This window comes from Pseudomonas chlororaphis subsp. piscium, from assembly GCF_003850345.1.
In the GTDB taxonomy this organism is placed as follows: Bacteria; Pseudomonadota; Gammaproteobacteria; order Pseudomonadales; family Pseudomonadaceae; genus Aquipseudomonas; species Aquipseudomonas piscium.
The window spans coordinates 2,544,059-2,564,772 of record NZ_CP027707.1; the positions used below are offsets into that span (position 1 = coordinate 2,544,059).

The window sequence follows — 20,714 nt, forward strand, 5'->3', positions numbered from 1 at the left end:
CGGTCATTCCTCGGTCCGCGCGGGTTGCAGGTCATCGTTGCTCGTCGTGGGTTCGCGGCGCAGCAGCGACAGCACCCAGACAAAGAAGATCGGGACGAAGATCACCCCCAGCAGGGTGGCGCTGAGCATGCCGCCGATCACCCCGGTGCCGATGGCGCGCTGGCTGGCCGCGCCGGCGCCGGTGGCCAGGGCCAGCGGCACCACGCCGAGGATGAACGCCAGGGAGGTCATGACGATCGGCCTGAAACGCAGGCGCGCCGCCTTGAGGGCCGCGTCCCGCAGGCTATAGCCCTCGGCCCAGAGGTCCTTGGCGAACTCGACGATCAGGATCGCGTTCTTCGCCGCCAGGCCGATGATGGTGATCAGGCCGACCTTGAAGTACACGTCGTTGGGCATGCCGACGGCGGTCACCGCGAGCACCGAGCCGAGGGCGCCCACCGGCACGATCAGCATCACCACCAGGGGAATGGTCCAGCTCTCGTACAGCGCCACCAGCAGCAGGAACACCACCACGAAGGCCAGGGCGAAGAGTTGCAGGGCCTGGCCGCTGGCGATCTTTTCCTGGTACGACAGCCCGGTCCATTCGTAGCCGATGCCGGCCGGCAGATGGGCCGCCAGGCGTTCGATCTCGGCCATGGCCTCGCCGGTGCTGACCCCGGGCATGGCGTCGCCGGAGATGCGAATGGTCGGGTAGCCGTTGTAGCGGGCGATCTGCACCGGGCCTTCTTCCCAGTGGGTGGAGACAAAGGCACTCAGGGGCACCAGGGCGCCGCTGCTGTTGGGGATATAGAGCTTGAGCACGCTTTCCGGGGTCATGCGCTGGCTCTGGTCGGCCTGCACCACCACCCGTTGCTGGCGCCCGGCGTTGGCGAAGTCGTTGATCACCGCCGAGCCGAAGGCGGTGGACAGCGCATTATTGATCGCGTCGAACCCCACCCCCAGGGCCTGGGCCTTGTCCCGGTCGATGTCCAGGCGCAGCTGTGGCGCCTCGGCCAGGCCTTCCATCATCGCGTAGAGGATCTTCGGGTTGCCGTAGGTTTCGCCGAGCAACTGGTCGCGTGCCGCCAGCAGGGCCTCGCGCCCCAGGCCGCCACGGTCCTGCAGGCGCAGGGAGAAACCGCCGGAGTTGCCCATGCCGTCGATTGGCGGCGGGCTGACGGCCATCACCGTACCGTCGTCGGGGCTGGCGAAACGCTGGTTGACCTGGGCGGTTTCCGCCTCGGCCGACTGCTCGGCGCCGCGTTGCGACCAGTCCGTCAGGGTCGGGAAGGCCAGGGCGGCGTTTTCACCCTGCCCGGAGAAGCTGAACCCCAGCACCAGGAAAGTGTTGGCCACGGCCTCGCGGGAGGCGAGGAACTGCTCCAGTTGCTGGCCGGTGGCCGAGGCGCGCTCGCGGGAGGCGCCCGGTGGCAGCTGCACGTCGACGATCATGTAGCCCTGGTCTTCCACGGGCACGAAGGACTCGGGCAGGCGCAGGTAGACGAAGCCCAGCAGCATCACCACGCCCAGGTAGACCAGCATGTAGCGCCCGGCGCGTCGCACCAGGTGGCTGTTCAAGGCGCTGTAGCGCTCGGTCAGGCGGCCGAACAGGCGGTTGAAGGCACCGAAGAAGCCGCGTTTCTCATGGTGCCCCGGGGCCACCGGCTTGAGCAGGGTGGCGCACAGCGCCGGGGTGAAGGTCAGCGCGAGGAACCCGGAGAACAGGATCGACACCGCCAGCGACAGCGAGAACTGCTGGTAGATGACCCCCACCGAGCCGGCCATGAACGCCAGCGGCATGAACACCGCTGACAGCACCAGGGTGATGCCGATGATCGCCCCCGAGACCTGGCCCATGGCCTTGACGGTGGCCGCCGCCGGGGACAGGCCTTCCTCGGCCATGATCCGCTCGACGTTCTCCACCACCACAATGGCGTCGTCCACCAGGATGCCGATGGCCAGCACCATGCCGAACATGGTCATCATGTTCACCGAGAAGCCCAGCAGGTACATCACCGTCAGCGTACCGGCCAGGCACACCGGCACCACGATGCTGGGGATCAGGGTGTAGCGCAGGTTCTGCAGGAACAGGAACATCACCAGGAACACCAGGACCATGGCTTCGATCAAGGTGTGGATGACCTTCTCGATGGCCACGTCGACGAAACGCGAGGTGTCGTAGGGCACGGAGTACTGCACGTTCTCCGGGAAGTTCACCGACAGCTCGTGCAGGCGCTCCTTGACCGCGCTGGCGGTCTTGATCGCGTTGGCCCCCGGCGACAGCTGGATGGCCGCGCCCACCGCCGGTTTGCCGTTGAGGCGGGTGGTGAAGTTGTAGTCCTGGCTGCCGACCTGGATCCGCGCCACGTCGCCCAGGGTGACCTTGGAGCCGTCCTGGTTGGCGCGCAGCACGATGCGCGCGAATTCCTCGGGGTTGTCCAGGGTGCCCTTGACCGCCAGGGTGGCAGTCAGCTCCTGGCCGATCGCGCCCGGTGCGCTGCCGAAACTGCCCGCTGGGACTTGCACGTTCTGCGCGCGGATGGCGTTACCGATGTCCTCGATGGACAGGCCGTAGCCCACCAGGCTCTGCGGGTCGATCCAGACCCGCATGGCCGCTTCCGAGGCGAAGAACTGCAGCTTGCCCACGCCTTCGACCCGGCGGATCTCGTTGTTGACGTTACGCGCGGCGTAGTCGGCCAGCAGGGTGGTGTCCTGCTCCCGGGCGCCTTCCTTGTAGCTCAGGGCGTAGATCATCAGGAAGCCGGCGCTGGTCTGTTCGACCTGGACGCCTTGGCTGAGCACGGCCTGGGGCAGGCGCGCCTCGGCCTTCTTCAGGCGGTTCTGCACCTCCACCTGGGCCATGTCCGGCTGGACGCCCGGCTCGAAGGTGACGACGATTTCGGCGACGCCGTTGGAGTTGCTGGTGGAGTCGAAATACAACAGGCCCTTGGCGCCGTTGAGCTCCTCCTCGATCACGCTGGTGACCGAATCCACCAGCACTTTCGCCGAGGCGCCGGGGTAGGTGGCGGTGATGCTGATCTGCGGCGGCGCCACGCTGGGGTATTGGGCCACTGGCAGGGCGGGGATCACCAGCAGGCCGGCCAGGGAAATGAATAAGGCGACGACCCAGGCGAACTTGGGCCGTTTGATAAAGAACAGAGACATGGTGTGTCCTCGAACGCAGGGCCGGGCTTACTGGCGGGCTGCCTGCTGCTGCGCGGGTTGCGGATCGGGCTGTTGAATGGCGACCTTGTCGCCGGGGTTGAGGCCGCTCATGCCACCGACAATGACCTTGTCGCCGCTGGCCAGGCCCTGGGTGATCTGCCAGCGCTTGTCCTGCATGACGCCGGTCTGCACCGGGCGCTGGGCGACGCTGTCGCTGGCGTCCACCACCAGCACTCGGGCCTGGCCGTCGCTGCCGCGCTGCACCGCGCGTTGCGGCACCAGCAGGGCCTGGCGGTCGGTGCCCTGGGGCACCTTCACCCGCACGTACATGCCCGGCAGCAGGGTGCCTTCGGGGTTGTCGAAGCGCCCGCGCAGGGACACCTGGCCGGTGCCGCGGTCCACCGAGACGTCGGAGAACAGCAGTTCGCCCTGGCTCTGGAACTCAGTGCCCTCGACCTGGATCGACAGCCGCGACTCCTCGCCGGCGGACAGGCTGCCTTGCTTGAGCGCTTCGCGCAGGCGCAGGGCCTCGGCCACCGGCTGGGTGAAGTCGGCGTAGATCGGGTCCAGTTGCTGGATGCGCGCCATCAGGGTCACTTCGCCCTGGCCCACCAGGGCGCCCTCGGTGACCAGGGCCCGGCCGATGCGCCCGGAGATCGGCGCGCGGACCGTGGCGTAACCCAGGTTGAGGCGGGCGGTTTCCACATCGGCGCGGGCCGACTGGCGGGCGGCCTGGCTGCTCTGCAGGGCGGAGCGGGCGGTGTCGAGGTCCTGCTGGCTGACCGCTTCGACTTTCGCCAGTTGTTCATAACGCTTGAGCCGGGCCTGGGTCTCGCTTTGTTGCGCCTCGATCCGCGCCAGTTCGCCCTGGGCGCGGGACAGCGCGGCCTTGAGCGGCGCCGGATCGATCTGGAACAGCAGGTCGCCGGCTTTCACGTCCGCGCCTTCCTCGAAGTGACGCTGGATCACGATGCCGGCCACCCGCGCCCGCACTTCGGCGACCCGCACTGGCTCGATACGGCCGGGCAGTTCGCTGCTCAGGGCCAGGGTCTCGGGGAGGACGGTCAGGGTCTCGACCTGCCTGGGCGCACTCGGTTGCGCTCCGGGCTGCTCGCCATTACCGCAGCCGGCCATGCCCATCAGGGCCACCGCTGCCAAGCTCAATACACGCAATTCGCGCAACGCATTCATGTTTCACCTGAAGGCTGGTTCTGGAAAGGCGCGAATAATATCTTCAAGGATCTTATGAGGCAAATTTGTCTCAAATGATTCTTTTGTGTTAAAAAGTGTCAACTCCCTTGAGCTTGTAGGGATTTTCTGCACAATGCGTGCGTTCTTCCTGCCCAGAATGAGTCTGCCCTTATGTCTTCGCCCGCTTCCGACGAAAAACTCCTCAAGGCGCTGGCCGTGGCCATCGTCGACCATCCGTGGGGGACACTGAAGGAACTGGCCGAGGCGGCGGGGGTGAGCAAGGCCACCCTGCATCGGTTCTGCGGCACCCGGGACAACCTGATCGAGATGCTGATGAGCCACACCTGCGAGGTGATGAAGCAGATCATCGAGACCGCGGACCTGCACCAGGCCGCGCCGGCGGTGGCCCTGCGCAATCTGATCCAGTTGAATCTGGCGCAGCGCGAGTTGCTGCTGTTCATGGTCTTCCAGTACCGCCCGGACACGATGGCGCCGAACGCCGAGGGCAATCGCTGGCAGCCATGTATCGACGCCCTGGACGCCTTCTTCCTGCGGGCGCAGCAAGAGGGTTACCTGCGCATCGACGTCAGCGCGCCGGTGTTGAGTGATCTGTTCATGACCCTGATCTGCGGCATCGTCGATTCCGAGCGCCTGGGTCGCGCTGCTCCAGCAGGATCGGCTTTGGTCCTGGAGCAGATGTTCCTGCATGGCGCGGCAACGCCGTCGTCCTGATTCCCGACGCGTCGCCAGCGCTGCTTGGCGAAATGCCCTGTGGCCAGCACAATCCCCAGCGTCAGAGGCTCGGGCCAGTCAGTGGCTCGAGTCTCATCCTCCACGGGTTTCGCCATGCCGGCACTGCACGACCAACATCAACCCCAGGACCCGGACCGGATCGACCGGCCGCTGTATGCGCTGCGGATCTCCATGCAGGCCACGCGCTGGGAGCGACCCTGGCACAGCCATCGCAAGGCGCAGCTGCTGTTCCCGCTGGCCGGGGTGATCACCTGCGAGACCGACGAAGGCCTGTGGATGGCGCCGCCGCAATGCGCGGTGTGGATTCCCGGGGATATGCGGCACAACGTGCGGGGCCTGGAGCGGACCGAGAGTTACTGCCTGTTCGTCGAACCGGAACAGGTCCGCGGCCTGCCCGGGGCCTGCTGCACCCTGGCGGTTTCGCCGCTGTTGCAGGCGTTGCTCAAGCGTTGCGTGGAAGTGCCCGAGCTCTATGACCTCGACGGCCCGCAGGGGCGCTTGATGGCGGTGGCCCTGGATGAACTGGCCGCCGCGCCCCAGGAGCAGATCCACCTGCCCATGCCCCGGCACCCGCAGTTGCGCGCCATGGCCGCGTCGATCATCGAGCAGCCGGCCGAGCGTCGCAGCCTGGGTGGCTGGGGCGAGCAGATCGGCATGAGCGAACGCAACCTGAGCCGGCTGATCCTGGCCGAGACCGGCCTGAGTTTCGGCCAGTGGCAACGCCAGTTGCACATCCTGCTGGGGATCAAGCGCCTGGCCCGGGGCGAGTCGGTGGAGAGCGTGGCGCTGGGCCTGGGTTATGAAAGCGCCAGCGCCTTTATCCGCATGTTCAAGAAGGCTGTGGGCCAGCCGCCGGCGCGTTTTCTCGCCGAGCGCGGGATGCTGCTGGGCGACCAGGCGCTGTCTCGGGACGCTGAATCTTCATTTGGCTGAATCGGTCAATAGCTTGTCCAGGTTGACTGATGCAGACAGTGTCTCCTTTGCAGATGATAGGCATTCTTGTTTGTCTCTTGTCGAGGAAGCCTTATGAACATCGATCATCGTCAGTTTCCCCTGGTCTGGATGCACTACCGCGGCGCGGCCGGCCAGACCGATCCTTTCAGCCAGCTCGACCAGTTGCTGCAACGCCAGAAGCCCTTTGTGCTGGTGACCGCCGACGCGCCTGGGGAACAACCGCAGCAGGGCGAAGACGCCCAGGCCAGCCTCAAGCAGGCCTCCTTGTGGATGAAGCGCAACAAGGAGGCGATCCGCCGCTGGATCCGGGCCAGTATCGTGATCGCCCCCGACGGCGCGACCCAGGCCCGGGTGGAGGCCTTCGCCGACAGCTACCGCAAGTTCTGGGGCTACCCCTTGCTGCACTGCGCTTCGAAGGCGGCTGCCGTGGCCATGGTCGACCAGTTGCTGGGGCACAAGCGGATCAATAGCCATAACTGGTAGGTGTTCCCGGCAGACCGCGTCGCGGCCATCGCGCGCAAGCTGCGCTCCTACGGAAGAAGATCACACACCACCCCGTAGGAGCGAGGCTTGCCCGCGATGAAGGATAACGCGGTGGGGCAGGTATTCTGCGTGGCTATCGCGGGCAAGTCGGATCGCCGCCCGCTCGCTCCTACGGGATTGTGGGAGTTGGGCGGTTCCGGTTCAGAGGGCCTTGCTCATAAAGACCCGGCTGCTGCCTTCGGGATCGCAGGCAATCTCGCCGAAGCGTTGCCAGCCGTGTTTTTCATAGAAGGACGGCGCCTGGAAGCTCAGGGTGTAGAGCACGGCCGAGCGGCAGCCGCGGCGCCGGCCTTCGTCTTCGCACGCCTGCAGCAGTTGGGTACCGAGGCCCGAGCTGCGCAGGTTTTCCGGCAGGTAGAACAGGTCGATGAACAGCAGGCCCAGGGAGGTGCGGCCGCTGATGCCGCCCAGGACTTGGCAGGTCTCTGGGTCCTTGAGTTCCACGGCCAGGGGTTGCCGGTCGTTGTAGCCGGTCATCTGTTCGTTGAAGGCGGCGAGGCCCCGGCCAAGCAGGGTTTCGAAGCTGCTGTCGAGGGTGTCGCTGATGACGATCAAGGGGCTGGCCGTGACGGCGGGTTTCATAGGGAGCATTCCAGTTCAGGCGTCGCGCAACAGGTCGTGGGCGTCGAGCAGGCGGTAGGCGATTTCCGGGTTCTTCTCCAGGCCGCGGCGGATGGCGGCGGGGATCGACTGGCGGGTCTTGCGGCACAGGCCCGGCAGCTCGTCGAGCTGGATGGCGATGCCGCGCATGCTGCGCACTTCGTTGAAGCTGGGGGCGATCTGCACGCGGATGCCCAGCAGTTCGTACATCCGCTGCTGCATGTGTTCGAGGTCGCTCAGGCTTTGCAGGTTCTCCAGCCGGTCGAGCAGGCGCTTTTCCTCCTGGCGGGTCAGGCCGAGGATGCGCAGGTCGGTGCCAGGGGTTTGCAGCAGGCGCTCGCGATCGCAGTCGCAGGCACCGGGTGGGCAAGGCTGGCGGATCTGGAAATCGGGCATCTATGGACTCCACTCGAAGCGATCGCAGATCGCCGTTGCCCATGGGGTTGCCTGGAAATATACACAGACGGGACAAGCTGTGGCGCGGGATTCGCTGGCCACGCCGTCGGTTTTTTCAAGGTCGCCGGCGCCGCCACAACAGCCGCCCGTAGACCAGGGCGTTGATCAGCAGCACCAGCGTACCGAGGACCAGCTGGATCTGCGGCGTCAACCCGGCCGGGTAGATCAGCGGGATCAGGTAGTGCTCGATGAAACCGTCGCCATAACCCTGCTGGCCGGCACCGTGACGCAGGCGGTTTTCCCAGTCGGTCAGGGGGCAGGGCAGGTGGAAGATTTCGACCGCCACGCCCCAGGTCGCGGCGGGCAGGTGCAGCCAGGCCAGGCGCGGCCACTTGAGCACCAGCAGGCCGCCGAAGAGTACGAACAGGATAAAGGTCAGGTGCAGTGATACCAGGCTGTCAGCGGCGAAGCGGTAGAGCATGTCGAGTCTCGTTGCGGTCAGGGGTACAGCAGGGGTTCAGGTTCGCGTGCGGTCGAACCAGCCCAGCGCGGTGCGCCAGATGCAGATGCCCAGGAAGTACGCCGACATCGCCAGCCACAAGCCCATCACCCAGGGGCCATTGTAGGGATGGTTGATCACCAGAGATAGGCTGCACAGCAGCCAGATGGCGGTCACCGCGATATTCACCGGCATGAAGCGGCGCACGCGGAAGGGGTGGAGGAATTTCATCCGGGTCAGGGTCAACAGCGCCAGGACCACGATGCTCGAAAGGGTCAGCCAGGGTGTCGGGGCAAGGATGTACAGCGCCAGCGCCACCACGTTCCAGGCCGCGGGGAAACCGACGAAATAGTTGTCCTTGCTCTTCATGTTGACGTTGCAGAAGCAGAACAGCGACGACACCAGGATCACCGAGGTCGCCAGCAGCGCGCTGTAGTCCGGCAGCGGGATATAGCGATAGATGAACAACGCCGGGATGAACACATAGGTCAGGTAGTCGATCACCAGGTCCAGCACCGAGCCGTCGAAATGCGGCAACACCGACTGCACATTGACCTTGCGCGCCAGCGAGCCATCGACACCATCGACGATCAGCGCCACGCCCAGCCACAGCAGGCAGGCCTTGGGCTGGTTGTCGAACAGCGCCAGGGTGGCGAGAAAGGCCGTGACCACGCCGGTAGCGGTGAAACCATGGGCGCCCCAGGCTTTGAGACTGGCGATGTGTCGGGTCGTTATCACGGGCGTTCTCCAGGAAATGAAACCAGCCGTACGACGCCCTATTGGAAGAAACGGGGGGCTTATCGCCAAACCTGGCCAGGCTGCATCTATCGACCGGGCAGGCGGCCATAAGGTTCACCGCTGCCTGTGTCTTTGTCAGGCCGCCCATAGGCTTGTCGGCACAGCATGGCGCCCAAGCCCGTGGCGGCTCCTAAGACTGTAGCCACAGTTTGGCGAGGACGGGCCTCGGTGAAAGCGAATTTCTTCAGGGCGTTGGGGAGGCCGGGGCCCCCGAGGCGTTCACTTGCGGTGTCGTGGTGCTACATCCCGTTGGCGAAGGGTACGTCCTGGATATCGATGCACGAGCGCAGGTGCTTCATCGCACCGGCGTACTTGGCCAGGACCTCCAGGGTCCAGTCGGCGCGAGCGCGCAGGTGGCGTTCTTCAGGAGTGGGTTCGGCATGAGCATTGAATACGCCTTCCACCTGGCGAACGATCAGCTGTTCCGGCAAGTAGCAGATCCGGCAGTTCTTGTAGCTGGAGACGCGCAGCTCGGCGAGCGGGTAGGCGCCGCCCACGCCGGCCGAGACCCCGACCAGCAACGCCGGCTTGTGCCCCAGCTCGGTGTGGCCGGCATACACGAAGAAATTCTTGATGGCCGGGCAGGCCATGCCGTTCCACTCCGGCGTCACCACCACCAGCGCGTCGGCCTGGAGCAAGCTGGCCGAGTACTGGCTCCAGACGGCGTTCGAGTCCGGGCTTGGCCAGAGCGGCAAGGGCGAGCGCCCGAGGTCGAGCAGCGTGACCTGCTCGCAGAGTTTCAGTTGGCGCAGGCGTTGGCCCAGGTAATGGGCGACCTTGGCCGACTGGCTGTCGGGTTGGCTGGAGCCGGCGATCAGCACGATATGCAGGCTCATTGCGCCACCTCCTGCTTGGCTTCGGGACGCGCCGCCGGTTTGGGCGAACGCACCAGCGGCCAGAACAGTTCCTGCTGCCAGCTGATGGGGCGCAGGTCCTCGATGCCATAGGCGCTGGGCCGGCGGCGGGTGATTTTCGCGGTGCCGAACAGCACGTCCCAGAAGAACAGCAGATTGCCGAAATTGCCCTTGTAGTGGGTCACCCCGTCATGGGCATTCAAACCGTGGTGGGCGGAGTGGGTGGAAGGGGTCGAGATGATCCGTTCCAGCAACCACATCAGTGGGCGCAAGGCCGGGATGCGATAGAGCCTGTCATCCCAGGCGACGCTGCTGTGGGCGGCGAAAATCACCGTCATCTTGACGATCAGGTAGCCGTAGTAGACCGGCGCCAGGCCCATGTAGATAAGCATGCCGGAGAGCCAGATACCCGGCATCAGCAGGTAATAGAAGCTGTTGTTGCGGTAGACGATGCGGATGCTCATGTACGGCGCCGAATGGTGCGCGCGGTGCAGCGCATAGAGGAACGGCAGGCGGTGGGTCAGGCGATGCCACCAGTACTGGGTCATGTCATCGAGCACCAGGAACAGCGCTGCGCCCGCGACCCAGTGCAGGTCGCCCAGGCTGTTCTTCAGCGACGGCGCGAAGGTGTCCAGCAGCAGGGTGCTGAGGAACATCACCAGGGGGAAGGTGAGGCCCAGCAACAGCGAGGAACCTATGATCTCGATCAGCACATCGCGGCGCTGGCCCTTGGGTTGGCGAAAGCAGGTGCAGGCGATTTCCAGGAGGATGAAACCGAGGAAAATCCCGGCCACGACCGGGATTGGATTGTTGGCGAGCATTGTTGTATTCATGGCAATCTCGAGTCAGGCCCGACATGGGCATTGCCCGAACAATAAGAAACCAAGAGCCGCCCGGACCCTATGCGCGAACTGGACAAAAACACTGGCGAAGAGGCCAATCAACCGGTCCGCCGTTTTCACCGGGGCCAGCTCGGCCGGGTGCTGGAACGGGTGCTGCAACGCCAGACCCGCGGCGACCGCCAGGATTACAACCTGCTCGAGCTCGAACAGCTGTGGCGCCTGGCGGCGGAGCGCGACCCGGCCATCGGCCTGCACCTGTTCGGCGAATTCACCCCCCAGGACCTGCACGTACTGGCCTACATCTGCCTGTACTGCGCGGACGTGCGCGGCGCCATGCAATGTTGGGCCGACTACGCCGCGCTGGCCTCGGACATGGACCGCCTGAGGCTGGTCAGCGATGGCGATATGCTCGGCGTCGAACTGCGTATCGACGCACCCGCCGGGCTGACCCGCTACGTGGTGGAGCATTACTGCGTCATGGCCCTGACCCAGATGCGTCACAGCACCGGGCAAGCTGTGCGGCCGGTACGCGCCTGCTTCAGCCATCCGCGACCGGCTTACCACGAGGAATATCGCCAGTGGTTCGGCGACCACCTCAAATTCGATTGCCCGCACAACCGCCTGTACTACGACCAGGCCACCCTGCGCCTGCCGCTGCTGACGCGCCACGCCGGCATGCAGGAGTTGCTGCGCAGCGAACTGGACCGCCGCCTGGCCCAGCGCCTGCAACTGGGCGGCTGGACCGGCAAGGTCGCGGCCAGCATGCGCGACAGCCTGGCCCGTGGCGTGGTACCGAGCCTGGAGAACCAGGCCGAGGCGCTCTACCAGAGCCCGCGCACCCTGCGCCGGCGCCTGGAAGAGCAGGGCATGACCTTTCGCCAGTTGCTCGATCAGGTCCGCGCCGAGCTGGAACAGCAGCTGGAATTTCTCGGCGAGAGCCGTGCCCAGGTGGCGGCCCAGTTGGGTTACGGCGACCTGGCGGCGTACCTGCATGCCCGCAAGCGCTGGAAGTGCGACTGAATCCATCACGCTCGCGACATCACAGCAGGCGTCGTTAGGATTCCTAAAAGGAATCCACTCCATAAAAAACATGAATTTTATTTATCGAATTCGAGCCTGTAGCGTGGCTCCGTCCCTGACCGATGGAGCGCCCCGATGTCCACCCCGCAGTCGCTGTCTCCCGCCGAACGCTACTGGCAGCGCAACCTCGCGGTGTGCGCCCTGGGAGCGTTCACCACCATTGTCGCGATGACCCTGCTGTTGCCGTTCCTGCCGTTGTACGTCGAGCAACTGGGCGTCAGCGACCCGGCGGCCATCGTCCAGTGGTCCGGCGTGGCCTTTGGCGCGACCTTTCTGTCGGCGGCGGTCACCGCGCCCTTGTGGGGCCGCCTGGGCGACCGCTACGGGCGCAAGCTGATGCTGATCCGCGCCAGCCTCGGCATGGCGCTGGCCATGTCGCTGATCGGCCTGGCGGAGAACGTCTGGCAGTTGGTGTTGCTGCGGCTGCTGGCGGGCTTGCTGGGCGGTTATGCCTCGGGGGCGACCATCCTGGTTGCCACGCAAACCCCCAAGGCGCGCTCCGGCTGGGCGTTGGGCGTGCTGTCTTCGGGGATCATGGCCGGCAGTCTGGCCGGACCTCTGGTGGGCGGTCTGCTGCCGCCGCTGATCGGCATCCGCAACACCTTCTTCATCGCTGGGGCGGTGATCTTCGTGACCTTTCTGGCCACCACCTTTTTGTTGAAAGAGGCGCCGCGCGAGCCACGCCAGGCAAGGCAAAAGAGCCAGGCGCCGGATAATTCCTGGGCGTCGGTGAGGGACAAGAAACCGTTGCTGAGCATGTTCGCGGTGGCCTGTCTGCTGATGTTCGCGACCATGTCCATCGAACCGATCATCACTGTGTATCTGCAGGAACTGCGGGCGGATAACGTCACCCTGATGGCAGGGCTGGTGATGTCCGCCGCGGCCCTGGGCAGCATCATTTCCGCGTCGCAGCTGGGCAAGCTGGCCGACCGTATCGGCCACTGGCGGGTGCTGACTGTGTGCCTGGCCGCCGCGGCGCTGCTGCTGATTCCCCAGGCGTTGGTCAGTGCGCCCTGGCAACTGGTGCTGCTGCGCTTTCTCATGGGCCTGGCGTTGGGCGGGCTGTTGCCTTGCATCTCCAGCATCATTCGTCATTCGGTGCCGGAAAACATCGCCGGGCGGATGCTTGGCTACTCGACCTCCAGCCAGTACGTCGGGCAGGTGCTCGGCCCCCTGACCGGGGGCTTTCTCGGCGGGCACTTCGGCATGCGCACGGTATTTGTCGGCACCTGTGGCGTCATGGCCTTGTGCGCCCTTGTGACCTGGTGGTTCGGCTCGATGAAGCCTGCCGTGCCGGTGGCGGGCGAAGCCGGTTAGACCGTGCCGGCACCGCGCCGCGCGCTGCGCTCGACCATGGCGACAATGGTGTCGAACAGCTCGTCGCGGGCCTGCTCGCGGCTGATTTCTCCGGTGGCCGCCGCATGGGACAGCGCCTCGGCCGCCCCGAGCATTGCCCGCAGGCCGGCCGTTGCTATGGTCCCGGGCGCCGCGAAGGGGGCGAGGGCGGCGCGGCATTTTTCCAGGAAGATCAGCTCGTACTCCTCCTTGATCCGCGCCAGTTCCGGCGTACTGGCCAGCGCGGCGATCACCCCGGGAATCTCTCGTCCCTGGGTCAGCACACAGTCGACATAAGCGCCGGCGATGACCGTCGCTCGGCTGGCCAGGGTCGCTTCGCTGCGGTCCAGGGCGGTGTCCATCAATAGCGTCTGGCGCGCATCGAAGTCCTGGTACAGCGCCGCCAGCAGCCCGGCGCGGGTGACGAAATGGTCATAGACCACCGGCTTGGTCACCCCGGCCTGCTCGGCGAGGCGGCCCAGGGTCAGGGCCTCGGTGCCTTCCGCGCCGATCAATTGCCAGGCCACTTCCAGCAACTGTTGCAGGCGCTCTTCCCGGGACAGGCGACGACGGGGTGGTGAGGCCTCGGAGGGGGTGCTTGACATGCTTATATACCAAAAGTAACTTACTGTTCGTAACTTACCAAAAGTATATAGGGCTCGGTTGCTGCCCTCAATCCAATTTGCCGGAGCCTTCGCCATGCATGCGCTTATCGTTGTCGCCCACCATGATCCCCGTTCGCTCAGCCACAGCCTGGCGGCCCAGGTCGCCGAGGGGCTTGGGCCGTCCCACTCGTTCGAGATCGCCGACCTGTTCGCCGAGGCGTTCGACCCACGCTTCAATGCCGCCGACCACGCGGTCCATCGCCGGCAGGAACAGCCACCAGCCGACGTGCTGGCCGAGCAGGCGCGCATCGACGGCGCCGATGCACTGGTGCTGGTCTATCCGGTGTACTGGTGGTCGATGCCGGCGCTGCTCAAGGGTTGGATCGATCGGGTGTTCGCCAATGGTTGGGCCTTCGACTTCAGCCTCGAGGAAAACCGCACGCAGAAAAAGCTTGGACACCTGCGGGTGCACCTGCTCGGTGTCGGTGGGGCCGACGCCGGCACTTACGGGCGCCACGGCTACGAGGCGGCGATGAAGGCCCAGATCGACCACGGGATCTTCGACTACTGCGGTGCCCGGGTATTGACCTCGGAGCTGCTGCTGGAATCGGAAAGCCAGGATCCGGCGCTGCACCTGCGCACGGCCCGGAGTATAGGTCGCGATCTGTTCAGCCGCGCCGGGGCCACTGCGGCGGTTCAGGCGGGGTGAGGGGAGGGTGCCTGTGCGGCTGCGCGACGTCCCGGTCGCGCAGCGCAGGACGGCACAGGCCGTTAGTGCCCGGCTGGCTGCGCCTGTTGAGTGAGGATGGCCCTGGCCAGTTCTTCATCGCTGGCGTTGAGGCCTGGGTTTTCCTGGCGGATTTTCTGCAGCACCGACTCCAGGTAGACACCACGGATGGCGCCACCGCTGGCGACGAAACTGGAGGCATCGTCACGGGCGGGAATCACCATCTTGTCGTCCTTGAAGGTCGAGTACAGCGAGGCGGAAACCCCTGCCGAGGTGGCGACATCACCCGCATCGACACGGGCCATGGCTGAACCTGCGGGCAGACAGAGCAACAACGAAGAAACGAGTAATAGGCGGCGCATAAGGGCGTCCTCCGACAGCGTGAAGCGAAAAGGAAGTGCTACACAATCTAGGATGCGCGGCACTGCCCGGGAGTTCCCTGAGCGCTCGCTGTGCCCGCTGGCCGGGCGTTTTGCGTGGGGCAGGAAACGGCCCCCGGCGTTGCACCGGGGGCCGTCGTCAACGGGCTGTCAGCTCACGACCCGGTAGCACGGCACATAGGCCGCGCCGCCCGGCAGTTTCATCCGGTGCTGCTGGACGAAGGATTTGAGCAGGTGATCCAGCGGCTGCATGATCGCGGTGTCGCCGTGGATTTCGTACGGGCCGTGCTTCTCGATCAGGCGGATGCCCTTGTCCTTGACGTTGCCGGCGACGATGCCGGAGAACGCGCGGCGCAGGTTGGCCGCCAACTCGTGGGACGGCAGCCCGTGGTCCAGCTGCAGGCTGGCCATGTTGGCGTGGGTCGGGTCGAACGGACGCTGGAAGCCTTCGTCGATTTTCAGCAGCCAGTTGAAGTGGAAGGCGTCGTTGCGTTCGCGGCGGAACTGCTTGACCTCCTTGAGCCCCTCGGTCATCTGCCGGGCGACCTCGGCCGGGTCGTCGATGATGATCTGGTACAGGCTGTGGGCCGCGTCGCCCAGGGTCGCGCCGACGAAGGCGTGCAGTTGCTCCAGGTAGGGCGCGGCGCTTTTCGGCCCGGTGAGGATCACCGGGAACGGCAGCTCGCGGTTATCCGGGTGCATGAGGATGCCCAGCAGGTAGAGGAACTCTTCGGCGGTCCCGGCGCCGCCCGGGAAGATGATGATGCCGTGGCCGACGCGGACGAAGGCTTCCAGGCGCTTCTCGATGTCCGGCAGGATCACCAGCTCGTTGACGATCGGGTTCGGCGCCTCGGCGGCGATGATGCCCGGCTCGGTGAGGCCCAGGTAACGGCTGCCGCTCATGCGCTGCTTGGCATGGGCAATGGTCGCGCCCTTCATCGGGCCCTTCATCACGCCCGGGCCGCAGCCGGTGCAGACGTCCAGTTTGCGCAGGCCCAGTTCATGGCCGACCTTCTTGGTGTACTGGTATTCCTCGGTGCTGATGGAGTGGCCGCCCCAGCACACCACCATCTTCGGCTCCACGCCCGGGCGCAGGGTGCGGGCGTTGCGCAGCAGGTGGAAGACGTAGTCGGTGATGCCCTGGGAGCTTTCCAGGTCGATGCGCTGGCTGGCCAGTTCGCTTTCGGTGTAGACGATGTCGCGCAGGGCGCTGAACAGCATTTCCCGGGTGCTGGCGATCATCTCGCCGTCGACGAAGGCATCGGCCGGGGCGTTCAGCAGTTCCAGGCGCACGCCGCGGTCCTGCTGGTGGATGCGAACTTCGAAATCCTTGTAGGCGTCGAGGATGGTCTTGGCGTTATCGACGTGGGCGCCGGTGTTGAGGATGGCCAGGGCGCACTGGCGGAACAGGGCATAGATGCTGCCGGAACCGGCTTCGCTGAGTTGTTGCACTTCACGTTGGGACAAAGTCTCCAGGCTGCCTTTGGGGCTGACCGAAGCGTTGATGACGTGTCTTGGCTGCATTCTGGATTCCTTGAAAGCGAGACCACCGGCCCATGCGGGCCCATGGCTCAAGAATAGTGAGCGGCGGGCGGGACGCCGGGAAAAGCATTCTCCCGGGCTTCACGACGCGAAGGCAAACGGGGCCACCGGAACGTGCGGCGCGTCCGCCACGCTACTTTCTCACAGCTGGTGGTCCGAAGCGAAAGCGGCGTGCATCGCCCTTGGCTATGCTCAGCCCAGTCACCCATAGGGCTGGGGAGCGCCACCAGGCGCCAGCAGTGCCAGTCTCGTCACGACATCGGGAGCGCGTGAGCATGGCATCTGCATCCGACCGGTCCTCGGTCAAACAGGGCAAGGCTGCGGCTACAGCAAAAAAAGCCGAGAAGAAAACCACAAAAAAAACCGCCGCAACGACCGCCAAAGCTGGCAAAAAGGTCGCCAGCCGCAAGGCCGCCACGGCCCCTGTGCGGGTGTTGAACGTGCGACCGGACGGCCTGGATTTTCGCGACACCATGTATATCCCGACGCTGGTGGAAGTGCCGATCCGCCGGGAACTCAGCGACTACCGCAAGACCAGGGTGCCGGTGCTCGACCAGGGCCAGGAGAACGCCTGCACCGGTTATGGCCTGGCGACGGTGGCGCATTACCTGCTGCGCACCCGCCGCTATCAGTCCGACGCCACGCTCGTCAGCCCGCACATGCTGTATGACCTGGCTCGTCGTTATGACGAATGGGCCGGCGAGGCGGACGAAGGTTCCAGTTGTCGCGGGGCGATGAAGGGCTGGTACAAGCACGGGGTGTGCCCGGCGCCGCAGTGGCAGGCCGGCAACCAGGCCACGACCCTGACCCAGGTGCTGGCCGAGGAGGCGGCGCTGCGTCCGCTGGGGGCGTACTTCCGGGTCAACCACACCGACATAGTCGCCATGCACGCGGCGATTGCCGAGGTCGGTGTGCTGTACGCCAGCGCCACTGTGCACGAGGGCTGGCATGTGGTCGGTGGGGATGGCCATATCCTGCCCTCGGCGAACATTCTCGGCGGCCACGCCTTCGCGATCGTTGCCTATGACCAGGACGGTTTCTGGATTCAGAACTCCTGGGGCGAGACCTGGGGGTACGAGGGTTTTGCCCACCTGCGCTACGACGACTGGCTGGCCAACGGCGCGGATGCCTGGGTCGCGCGGCTCGGTGCGCCGATCACCCTGCGCGTGCCGCTGCAGGCGAGCTCGCAGGCCAAGACGGTGGCGGCGGCTTCGTCCAGCGAGACCCTGCGGGAGATCCGCCCGCATGTCATCAGCCTGGGCAACGACGGCGCCTTCGACCCGCGCGGCGACCTGGCGACCACCGCGGCCAGCGTCCAGGAAATATTTGCCGTGGACTTCCCGCGCATCACCGCCGGCTGGGCAAAAAAACGCATCGTGGTGTATGCCCACGGCGGCCTGGTGGCGCAGGCCGGGGCCATCGAAACCGTGGCCGGCTACCGCGCGGCCATGTTGCAGGCCGAATGTTATCCGCTGGCGTTCATCTGGAAGACCGATTACTGGAGCACCCTGGGCAACATGCTGGCCGATGCCGCCCGGCGCCGACGCTCCGAAGGAGTGCTGGATGCGACCAAGGACTTCATGCTCGACCGTCTGGACGACGCGCTGGAGCCCATTGCCCGGCTGCTGACCGGCAAGGCCGAGTGGGATGAAATGAAGGAAAACGGCCTGCGTGCCACGGTCAATGCCAACGGCGGGGCGCGGGTGGTGGCCAAGGCCCTGGCGCGCCTGGCCGCCCAGGGGGTGGAGATCCACATCGTCGGGCACAGCGCGGGCAGCATCCTGCTGGCGCCGATGGTGCAGTACCTGGTTTCCAAGGGCACGATGAACAGTGGGCCGATGGCACGCAGCCAGCTGAAGGGGCTGGAGGTGAAGATCGCCAGTTGCCACCTGTGGGCGCCGGCCTGCACCCTCAAGCTGTTTCGCGAGACTTACCTGGCACCGATTCGCGACAAACGCATCGAGAAGTTTGGCCTGTTCACCCTGACCGACCAGGCCGAGCGCGATGACCACTGTGCGCATATCTACAACAAGTCCTTGCTGTACCTGGTCTCCGATGCGTTCGAGGACAAGGTGCGCATCCCGCTGATCCGGCCCGATGGTGAGCCGATCCTTGGCATGGAGCGCTTCGTCACCAGCGAAAGCGATCTGGCGCAGCTGTTCGCCAGCGCCTCGAACGCCGGCTGGGTGCGCGCGCCCAACGACTTGCCGATGGGCCATCAGAATGCCTCCGGGGCCCGTCACCATGGCGACTTCGACAACGATGAAACCACGGTCCGCGCGACCTTGGCGCGGATCCTCGGGCAAGGTGGAGCGCGACAAGCCCTGGTGCTGGCGCAACCCATCGCCGAGCGGGCGCAACGGCGGCGTCAGGTGGACCTGGCCAGCAGCGTCGGACGGAGGTAACCATGAACATTCCTTTGCAGAACCGTCCCATCGAGGTGCCGGCCGACCAGTCCTGTGTCACCAGTGAGTTCGAAATCGAAGCCGGGCATCGCTACCGCTTCCAGGTAGAAGGTCTGTGGATCGATGCCAAGGACCCGCTGACCGGCCCCGAGGGCTTGCCGCACCCCGGTGGAATCCGCGAGCGGCTGGGCAGGGCCAAGCGCTTGCCCGAGGCGGCCTGGATGGCGCTGCTGGTGCGGACCAAGGGCCCGAAGGGCAAGTCGCCCTGGCGCCTGCTCGGGCGTGGCGACGGCGTCTGGTCGGACCTGCCGCCGGGGCGCTTGCAGTTCTGTGCCAACGACGTGCTCGGCTTTTACTGGAACAACTCGGGGAAGATGGACGTCAAGGTGATCGATGTCACTCAGGGTGGCTAACAGAGCACTCGGCGCGCAGAGCGGGGGAGCAAAGGTGATGCCGGCTGTGGTGATGCTTGTCGTGTTGCTGCTGCTGGGCGGCTGCGCCCGCGACCCGCAAGGCGGGATGCCAGGGCTCTATCGGGAACGGGCGGTGATCGGCGAGCCGAAGATCCAGTTTCTCGGAGTGGGCGGCTGGCTGCTGCACTGGCGCGGGGAGGGCGTGCTGCTGGCGCCGTCGTTCAGCAATCCGGCGGCCGTGAACTCAGGCTTCCTGCCGCCGGCGCGGGTGGTGGCCGACCACAAGCGCATCGACCTCTACATGCCGCGCGCCGATGACGTGAGCATGCTGCTGGTGGGGCACGGGCACTATGACCATCTGCTGGACGTCCCCTGGGTGATGAAAAAACACAGCCCCAAGGCCCTGGTCTATGGTTCGTCCTCGGTGGCGCACATGCTGCGTGCCATGGTCGACCCGAAGCGGGTGGTCAACGCGCAGTGGGCCATGGCCCGTCTCGAGGAGCGCGATGGCACCTGGCTGCCGCCGAAGCCTGGGACCTGGCTGTATTCCACCGGTGGGCGCATTCGGGCCATGCCGATCCAGAGCCTGCATGCCGGGCATGTCGCCGGTATCAACCTGATTCCCGGGCGTTATGTCCTCGACCTCAAGGACACGCCGGATTACATCTGGCAGTGGAAACCGGGGCAGCCGATGGCCTGGCTGATCGACCTGCTTGACGAGTCGGGCAAGAACCCGGTGTACCGCCTGCACTATCAGGATTCCGGCGCGCCGCCACCCTTAGGTTTTCCTCCGGCGCTGGCCGATGGCAAGGGGATCGACGTGGAAATCCTCAGCGCCGCGTCCTGGACCCAGGTGCCGGATTACCCCTGGCGCCTGCTCACGGTCACTCGACCGCGGATGGTGCTGATCGGCCACTGGGAAAACTTCTTCGGCAACGATCCGTACCAGCCGCGGCCGCTTCCCGGGCTCAAGCTCCAACCCTTCCTGGACACTATTGCCTGCCATGTCGCCCGTGGCGTTCCGGTGGTCTTGCCGGCGCCTCTGGCAGTCATCCCGTTGCCGCCGGCGCAACCGACGGTGCCTGCGCTGTCTTGCCCGGCACCTCGGCAGGCCGAGTGAATTTATCGGCCCGGCGCTGCTCATAACTCTAAACGGCGCAATCGCGCCAGGGTTGTGTACGCAGTCAGGGAGCGGCATCCACATGAGTCCAGTGTCATCCGTCAATCCAGGCCAGCCTTGTCACCTGCTGTTGGTGGTCGAGGACGAGCCGATGATCCTGGAGTTTCTCTGCGAGATCCTGCAGGACGAGGGTTTTGCTACCCAGGCCATGCCCAGCGCGGATGAGGCGCTGCGGTTCCTGGAAAGCCATCCAGAGCAGGTGCGCCTGCTGCTGACCGATATCAACATGCCGGGCACCTTGAACGGCGCGGGCCTGGCCAATCGGGTGCGCGAGTGCTGGCCGGGCCTGCCGGTGCTGGTGATGTCCGGTTATGAGACGCCGCAGAGTTCCGGCATCCGCTACCCGGTGGCGTTCATCCGCAAACCCTGGACCATCGGGCAGATCCTCGACAGTGTCGACGAGGCGTTGAACAGGGCGGGAGATATAGAGAGTGGGGCGGGGAGGTGAGGCGCGAAGCGGCTTTCGACCACCC

At 65.6% G+C, this 20,714-nt stretch carries 21 protein-coding genes; 10 read left to right on the plus strand and 11 right to left on the minus strand.

Annotation, left to right across the window (positions count from 1 at the left end):
• Positions 1-3: 3 nt before the first annotated feature.
• Positions 4-3,144, minus strand: a complete 3,141-nt coding sequence (locus C4K38_RS11905) for a multidrug efflux RND transporter permease subunit (RefSeq protein ID WP_053278503.1) — start codon at positions 3,142-3,144, stop codon at positions 4-6.
• A 27-nt stretch (positions 3,145-3,171) separates the two neighbouring features.
• A complete protein-coding gene (locus C4K38_RS11910) occupies positions 3,172-4,335 on the minus strand; it encodes an efflux RND transporter periplasmic adaptor subunit (RefSeq protein ID WP_053278504.1) in 1,164 nt (387 codons plus the stop codon).
• Between the two features lie 171 nt (positions 4,336-4,506).
• Between C4K38_RS11910 and C4K38_RS11915 the strand changes: the two genes are divergently transcribed.
• From C4K38_RS11915 to C4K38_RS11925, 3 genes are all read left to right on the plus strand, one after another.
• Positions 4,507-5,067 (plus strand): TetR/AcrR family transcriptional regulator, encoded by a 561-nt coding sequence (locus C4K38_RS11915; RefSeq protein ID WP_053278505.1) that lies wholly within the window; start codon positions 4,507-4,509, stop codon positions 5,065-5,067.
• Between the two features lie 114 nt (positions 5,068-5,181).
• A complete protein-coding gene (locus C4K38_RS11920; protein WP_053278506.1) occupies positions 5,182-6,021 on the plus strand; it encodes an AraC family transcriptional regulator in 840 nt (279 codons plus the stop codon).
• Between the two features lie 93 nt (positions 6,022-6,114).
• The gene (locus C4K38_RS11925) at positions 6,115-6,525 is read left to right on the plus strand and encodes a hypothetical protein (RefSeq protein WP_053278507.1); all 411 of its coding nucleotides are present in this window, start codon (positions 6,115-6,117) and stop codon (positions 6,523-6,525) included.
• A gap of 201 nt (positions 6,526-6,726) precedes the next feature.
• On the opposite strand, the gene C4K38_RS11930 is transcribed toward C4K38_RS11925, so the two are convergent.
• The 6 genes from C4K38_RS11930 to C4K38_RS11955 all read right to left on the minus strand — a co-directional run bounded on the left by C4K38_RS11930 (position 6,727) and on the right by C4K38_RS11955 (position 10,565).
• Positions 6,727-7,167, minus strand: a complete 441-nt coding sequence (locus C4K38_RS11930) for a GNAT family N-acetyltransferase (protein ID WP_053278508.1) — start codon at positions 7,165-7,167, stop codon at positions 6,727-6,729.
• A gap of 15 nt (positions 7,168-7,182) precedes the next feature.
• The gene (locus C4K38_RS11935; protein WP_053278509.1) at positions 7,183-7,581 is read right to left on the minus strand and encodes a hypothetical protein; all 399 of its coding nucleotides are present in this window, start codon (positions 7,579-7,581) and stop codon (positions 7,183-7,185) included.
• A gap of 115 nt (positions 7,582-7,696) precedes the next feature.
• On the minus strand, positions 7,697-8,062 hold the full coding sequence (locus C4K38_RS11940) for a DUF2784 domain-containing protein (RefSeq protein WP_053278510.1): 366 nt from the start codon (positions 8,060-8,062) through the stop codon (positions 7,697-7,699).
• Between the two features lie 36 nt (positions 8,063-8,098).
• Entirely contained in the window at positions 8,099-8,818 is a 720-nt protein-coding gene (pcsA, locus tag C4K38_RS11945; protein WP_053278511.1) for a phosphatidylcholine synthase, read from the minus strand.
• 299 nt (positions 8,819-9,117) lie between these two features.
• On the minus strand, positions 9,118-9,714 hold the full coding sequence (locus C4K38_RS11950; RefSeq protein ID WP_053278512.1) for an NADPH-dependent FMN reductase: 597 nt from the start codon (positions 9,712-9,714) through the stop codon (positions 9,118-9,120).
• Positions 9,711-10,565, minus strand: a complete 855-nt coding sequence (locus C4K38_RS11955; protein WP_053278513.1) for a sterol desaturase family protein — start codon at positions 10,563-10,565, stop codon at positions 9,711-9,713. Before C4K38_RS11955 ends, C4K38_RS11950 begins: the two co-directional genes overlap by 4 nt.
• Positions 10,566-10,634: 69 nt before the next feature.
• Here C4K38_RS11955 and C4K38_RS11960 point away from each other — a divergent pair, with 69 nt between their 5' ends.
• Both C4K38_RS11960 and C4K38_RS11965 read left to right on the plus strand, forming a co-directional pair.
• Positions 10,635-11,594, plus strand: coding sequence for an AraC family transcriptional regulator ligand-binding domain-containing protein (locus C4K38_RS11960; protein ID WP_053278514.1), 960 nt, complete (start codon positions 10,635-10,637; stop codon positions 11,592-11,594).
• Positions 11,595-11,729: 135 nt separating this feature from the next.
• Complete coding sequence (locus tag C4K38_RS11965) at positions 11,730-12,971, plus strand: MFS transporter (RefSeq protein WP_053278515.1); 1,242 nt, start codon at positions 11,730-11,732, stop codon at positions 12,969-12,971.
• Here the strand turns inward: C4K38_RS11965 and C4K38_RS11970 are convergent.
• Complete coding sequence (locus C4K38_RS11970) at positions 12,968-13,594, minus strand: TetR/AcrR family transcriptional regulator (RefSeq protein WP_053278516.1); 627 nt, start codon at positions 13,592-13,594, stop codon at positions 12,968-12,970. The genes C4K38_RS11965 and C4K38_RS11970 overlap by 4 nt on opposite strands.
• A gap of 94 nt (positions 13,595-13,688) precedes the next feature.
• Between C4K38_RS11970 and C4K38_RS11975 the strand changes: the two genes are divergently transcribed.
• Positions 13,689-14,303 carry an NAD(P)H-dependent oxidoreductase gene (locus tag C4K38_RS11975; RefSeq protein WP_053278517.1) on the plus strand — a complete coding sequence of 205 codons (615 nt, stop codon included), beginning with the start codon at positions 13,689-13,691 and terminating at the stop codon, positions 14,301-14,303.
• A gap of 62 nt (positions 14,304-14,365) precedes the next feature.
• On the opposite strand, the gene C4K38_RS11980 is transcribed toward C4K38_RS11975, so the two are convergent.
• Together C4K38_RS11980 and ppnN are read right to left on the minus strand one after the other, a co-directional pair.
• A complete protein-coding gene (locus tag C4K38_RS11980) occupies positions 14,366-14,683 on the minus strand; it encodes a DUF2388 domain-containing protein (RefSeq protein ID WP_007924983.1) in 318 nt (105 codons plus the stop codon).
• Between the two features lie 168 nt (positions 14,684-14,851).
• The gene (gene ppnN / locus C4K38_RS11985) at positions 14,852-16,225 is read right to left on the minus strand and encodes a nucleotide 5'-monophosphate nucleosidase PpnN (RefSeq protein WP_053278518.1); all 1,374 of its coding nucleotides are present in this window, start codon (positions 16,223-16,225) and stop codon (positions 14,852-14,854) included.
• A gap of 293 nt (positions 16,226-16,518) precedes the next feature.
• Between ppnN and C4K38_RS11990 the strand changes: the two genes are divergently transcribed.
• The 4 genes from C4K38_RS11990 to C4K38_RS12005 all read left to right on the plus strand — a co-directional run bounded on the left by C4K38_RS11990 (position 16,519) and on the right by C4K38_RS12005 (position 20,689).
• Positions 16,519-18,648, plus strand: coding sequence for a C1 family peptidase (locus C4K38_RS11990; protein ID WP_164487003.1), 2,130 nt, complete (start codon positions 16,519-16,521; stop codon positions 18,646-18,648).
• A 2-nt stretch (positions 18,649-18,650) separates the two neighbouring features.
• Positions 18,651-19,061 (plus strand): hypothetical protein, encoded by a 411-nt coding sequence (locus C4K38_RS11995; RefSeq protein WP_053278519.1) that lies wholly within the window; start codon positions 18,651-18,653, stop codon positions 19,059-19,061.
• Positions 19,062-19,098: 37 nt separating this feature from the next.
• Complete coding sequence (locus C4K38_RS12000) at positions 19,099-20,181, plus strand: MBL fold metallo-hydrolase (protein ID WP_053278520.1); 1,083 nt, start codon at positions 19,099-19,101, stop codon at positions 20,179-20,181.
• A gap of 82 nt (positions 20,182-20,263) precedes the next feature.
• Complete coding sequence (locus tag C4K38_RS12005; protein ID WP_053278521.1) at positions 20,264-20,689, plus strand: response regulator; 426 nt, start codon at positions 20,264-20,266, stop codon at positions 20,687-20,689.
• Positions 20,690-20,714: the final 25 nt, after the last annotated feature.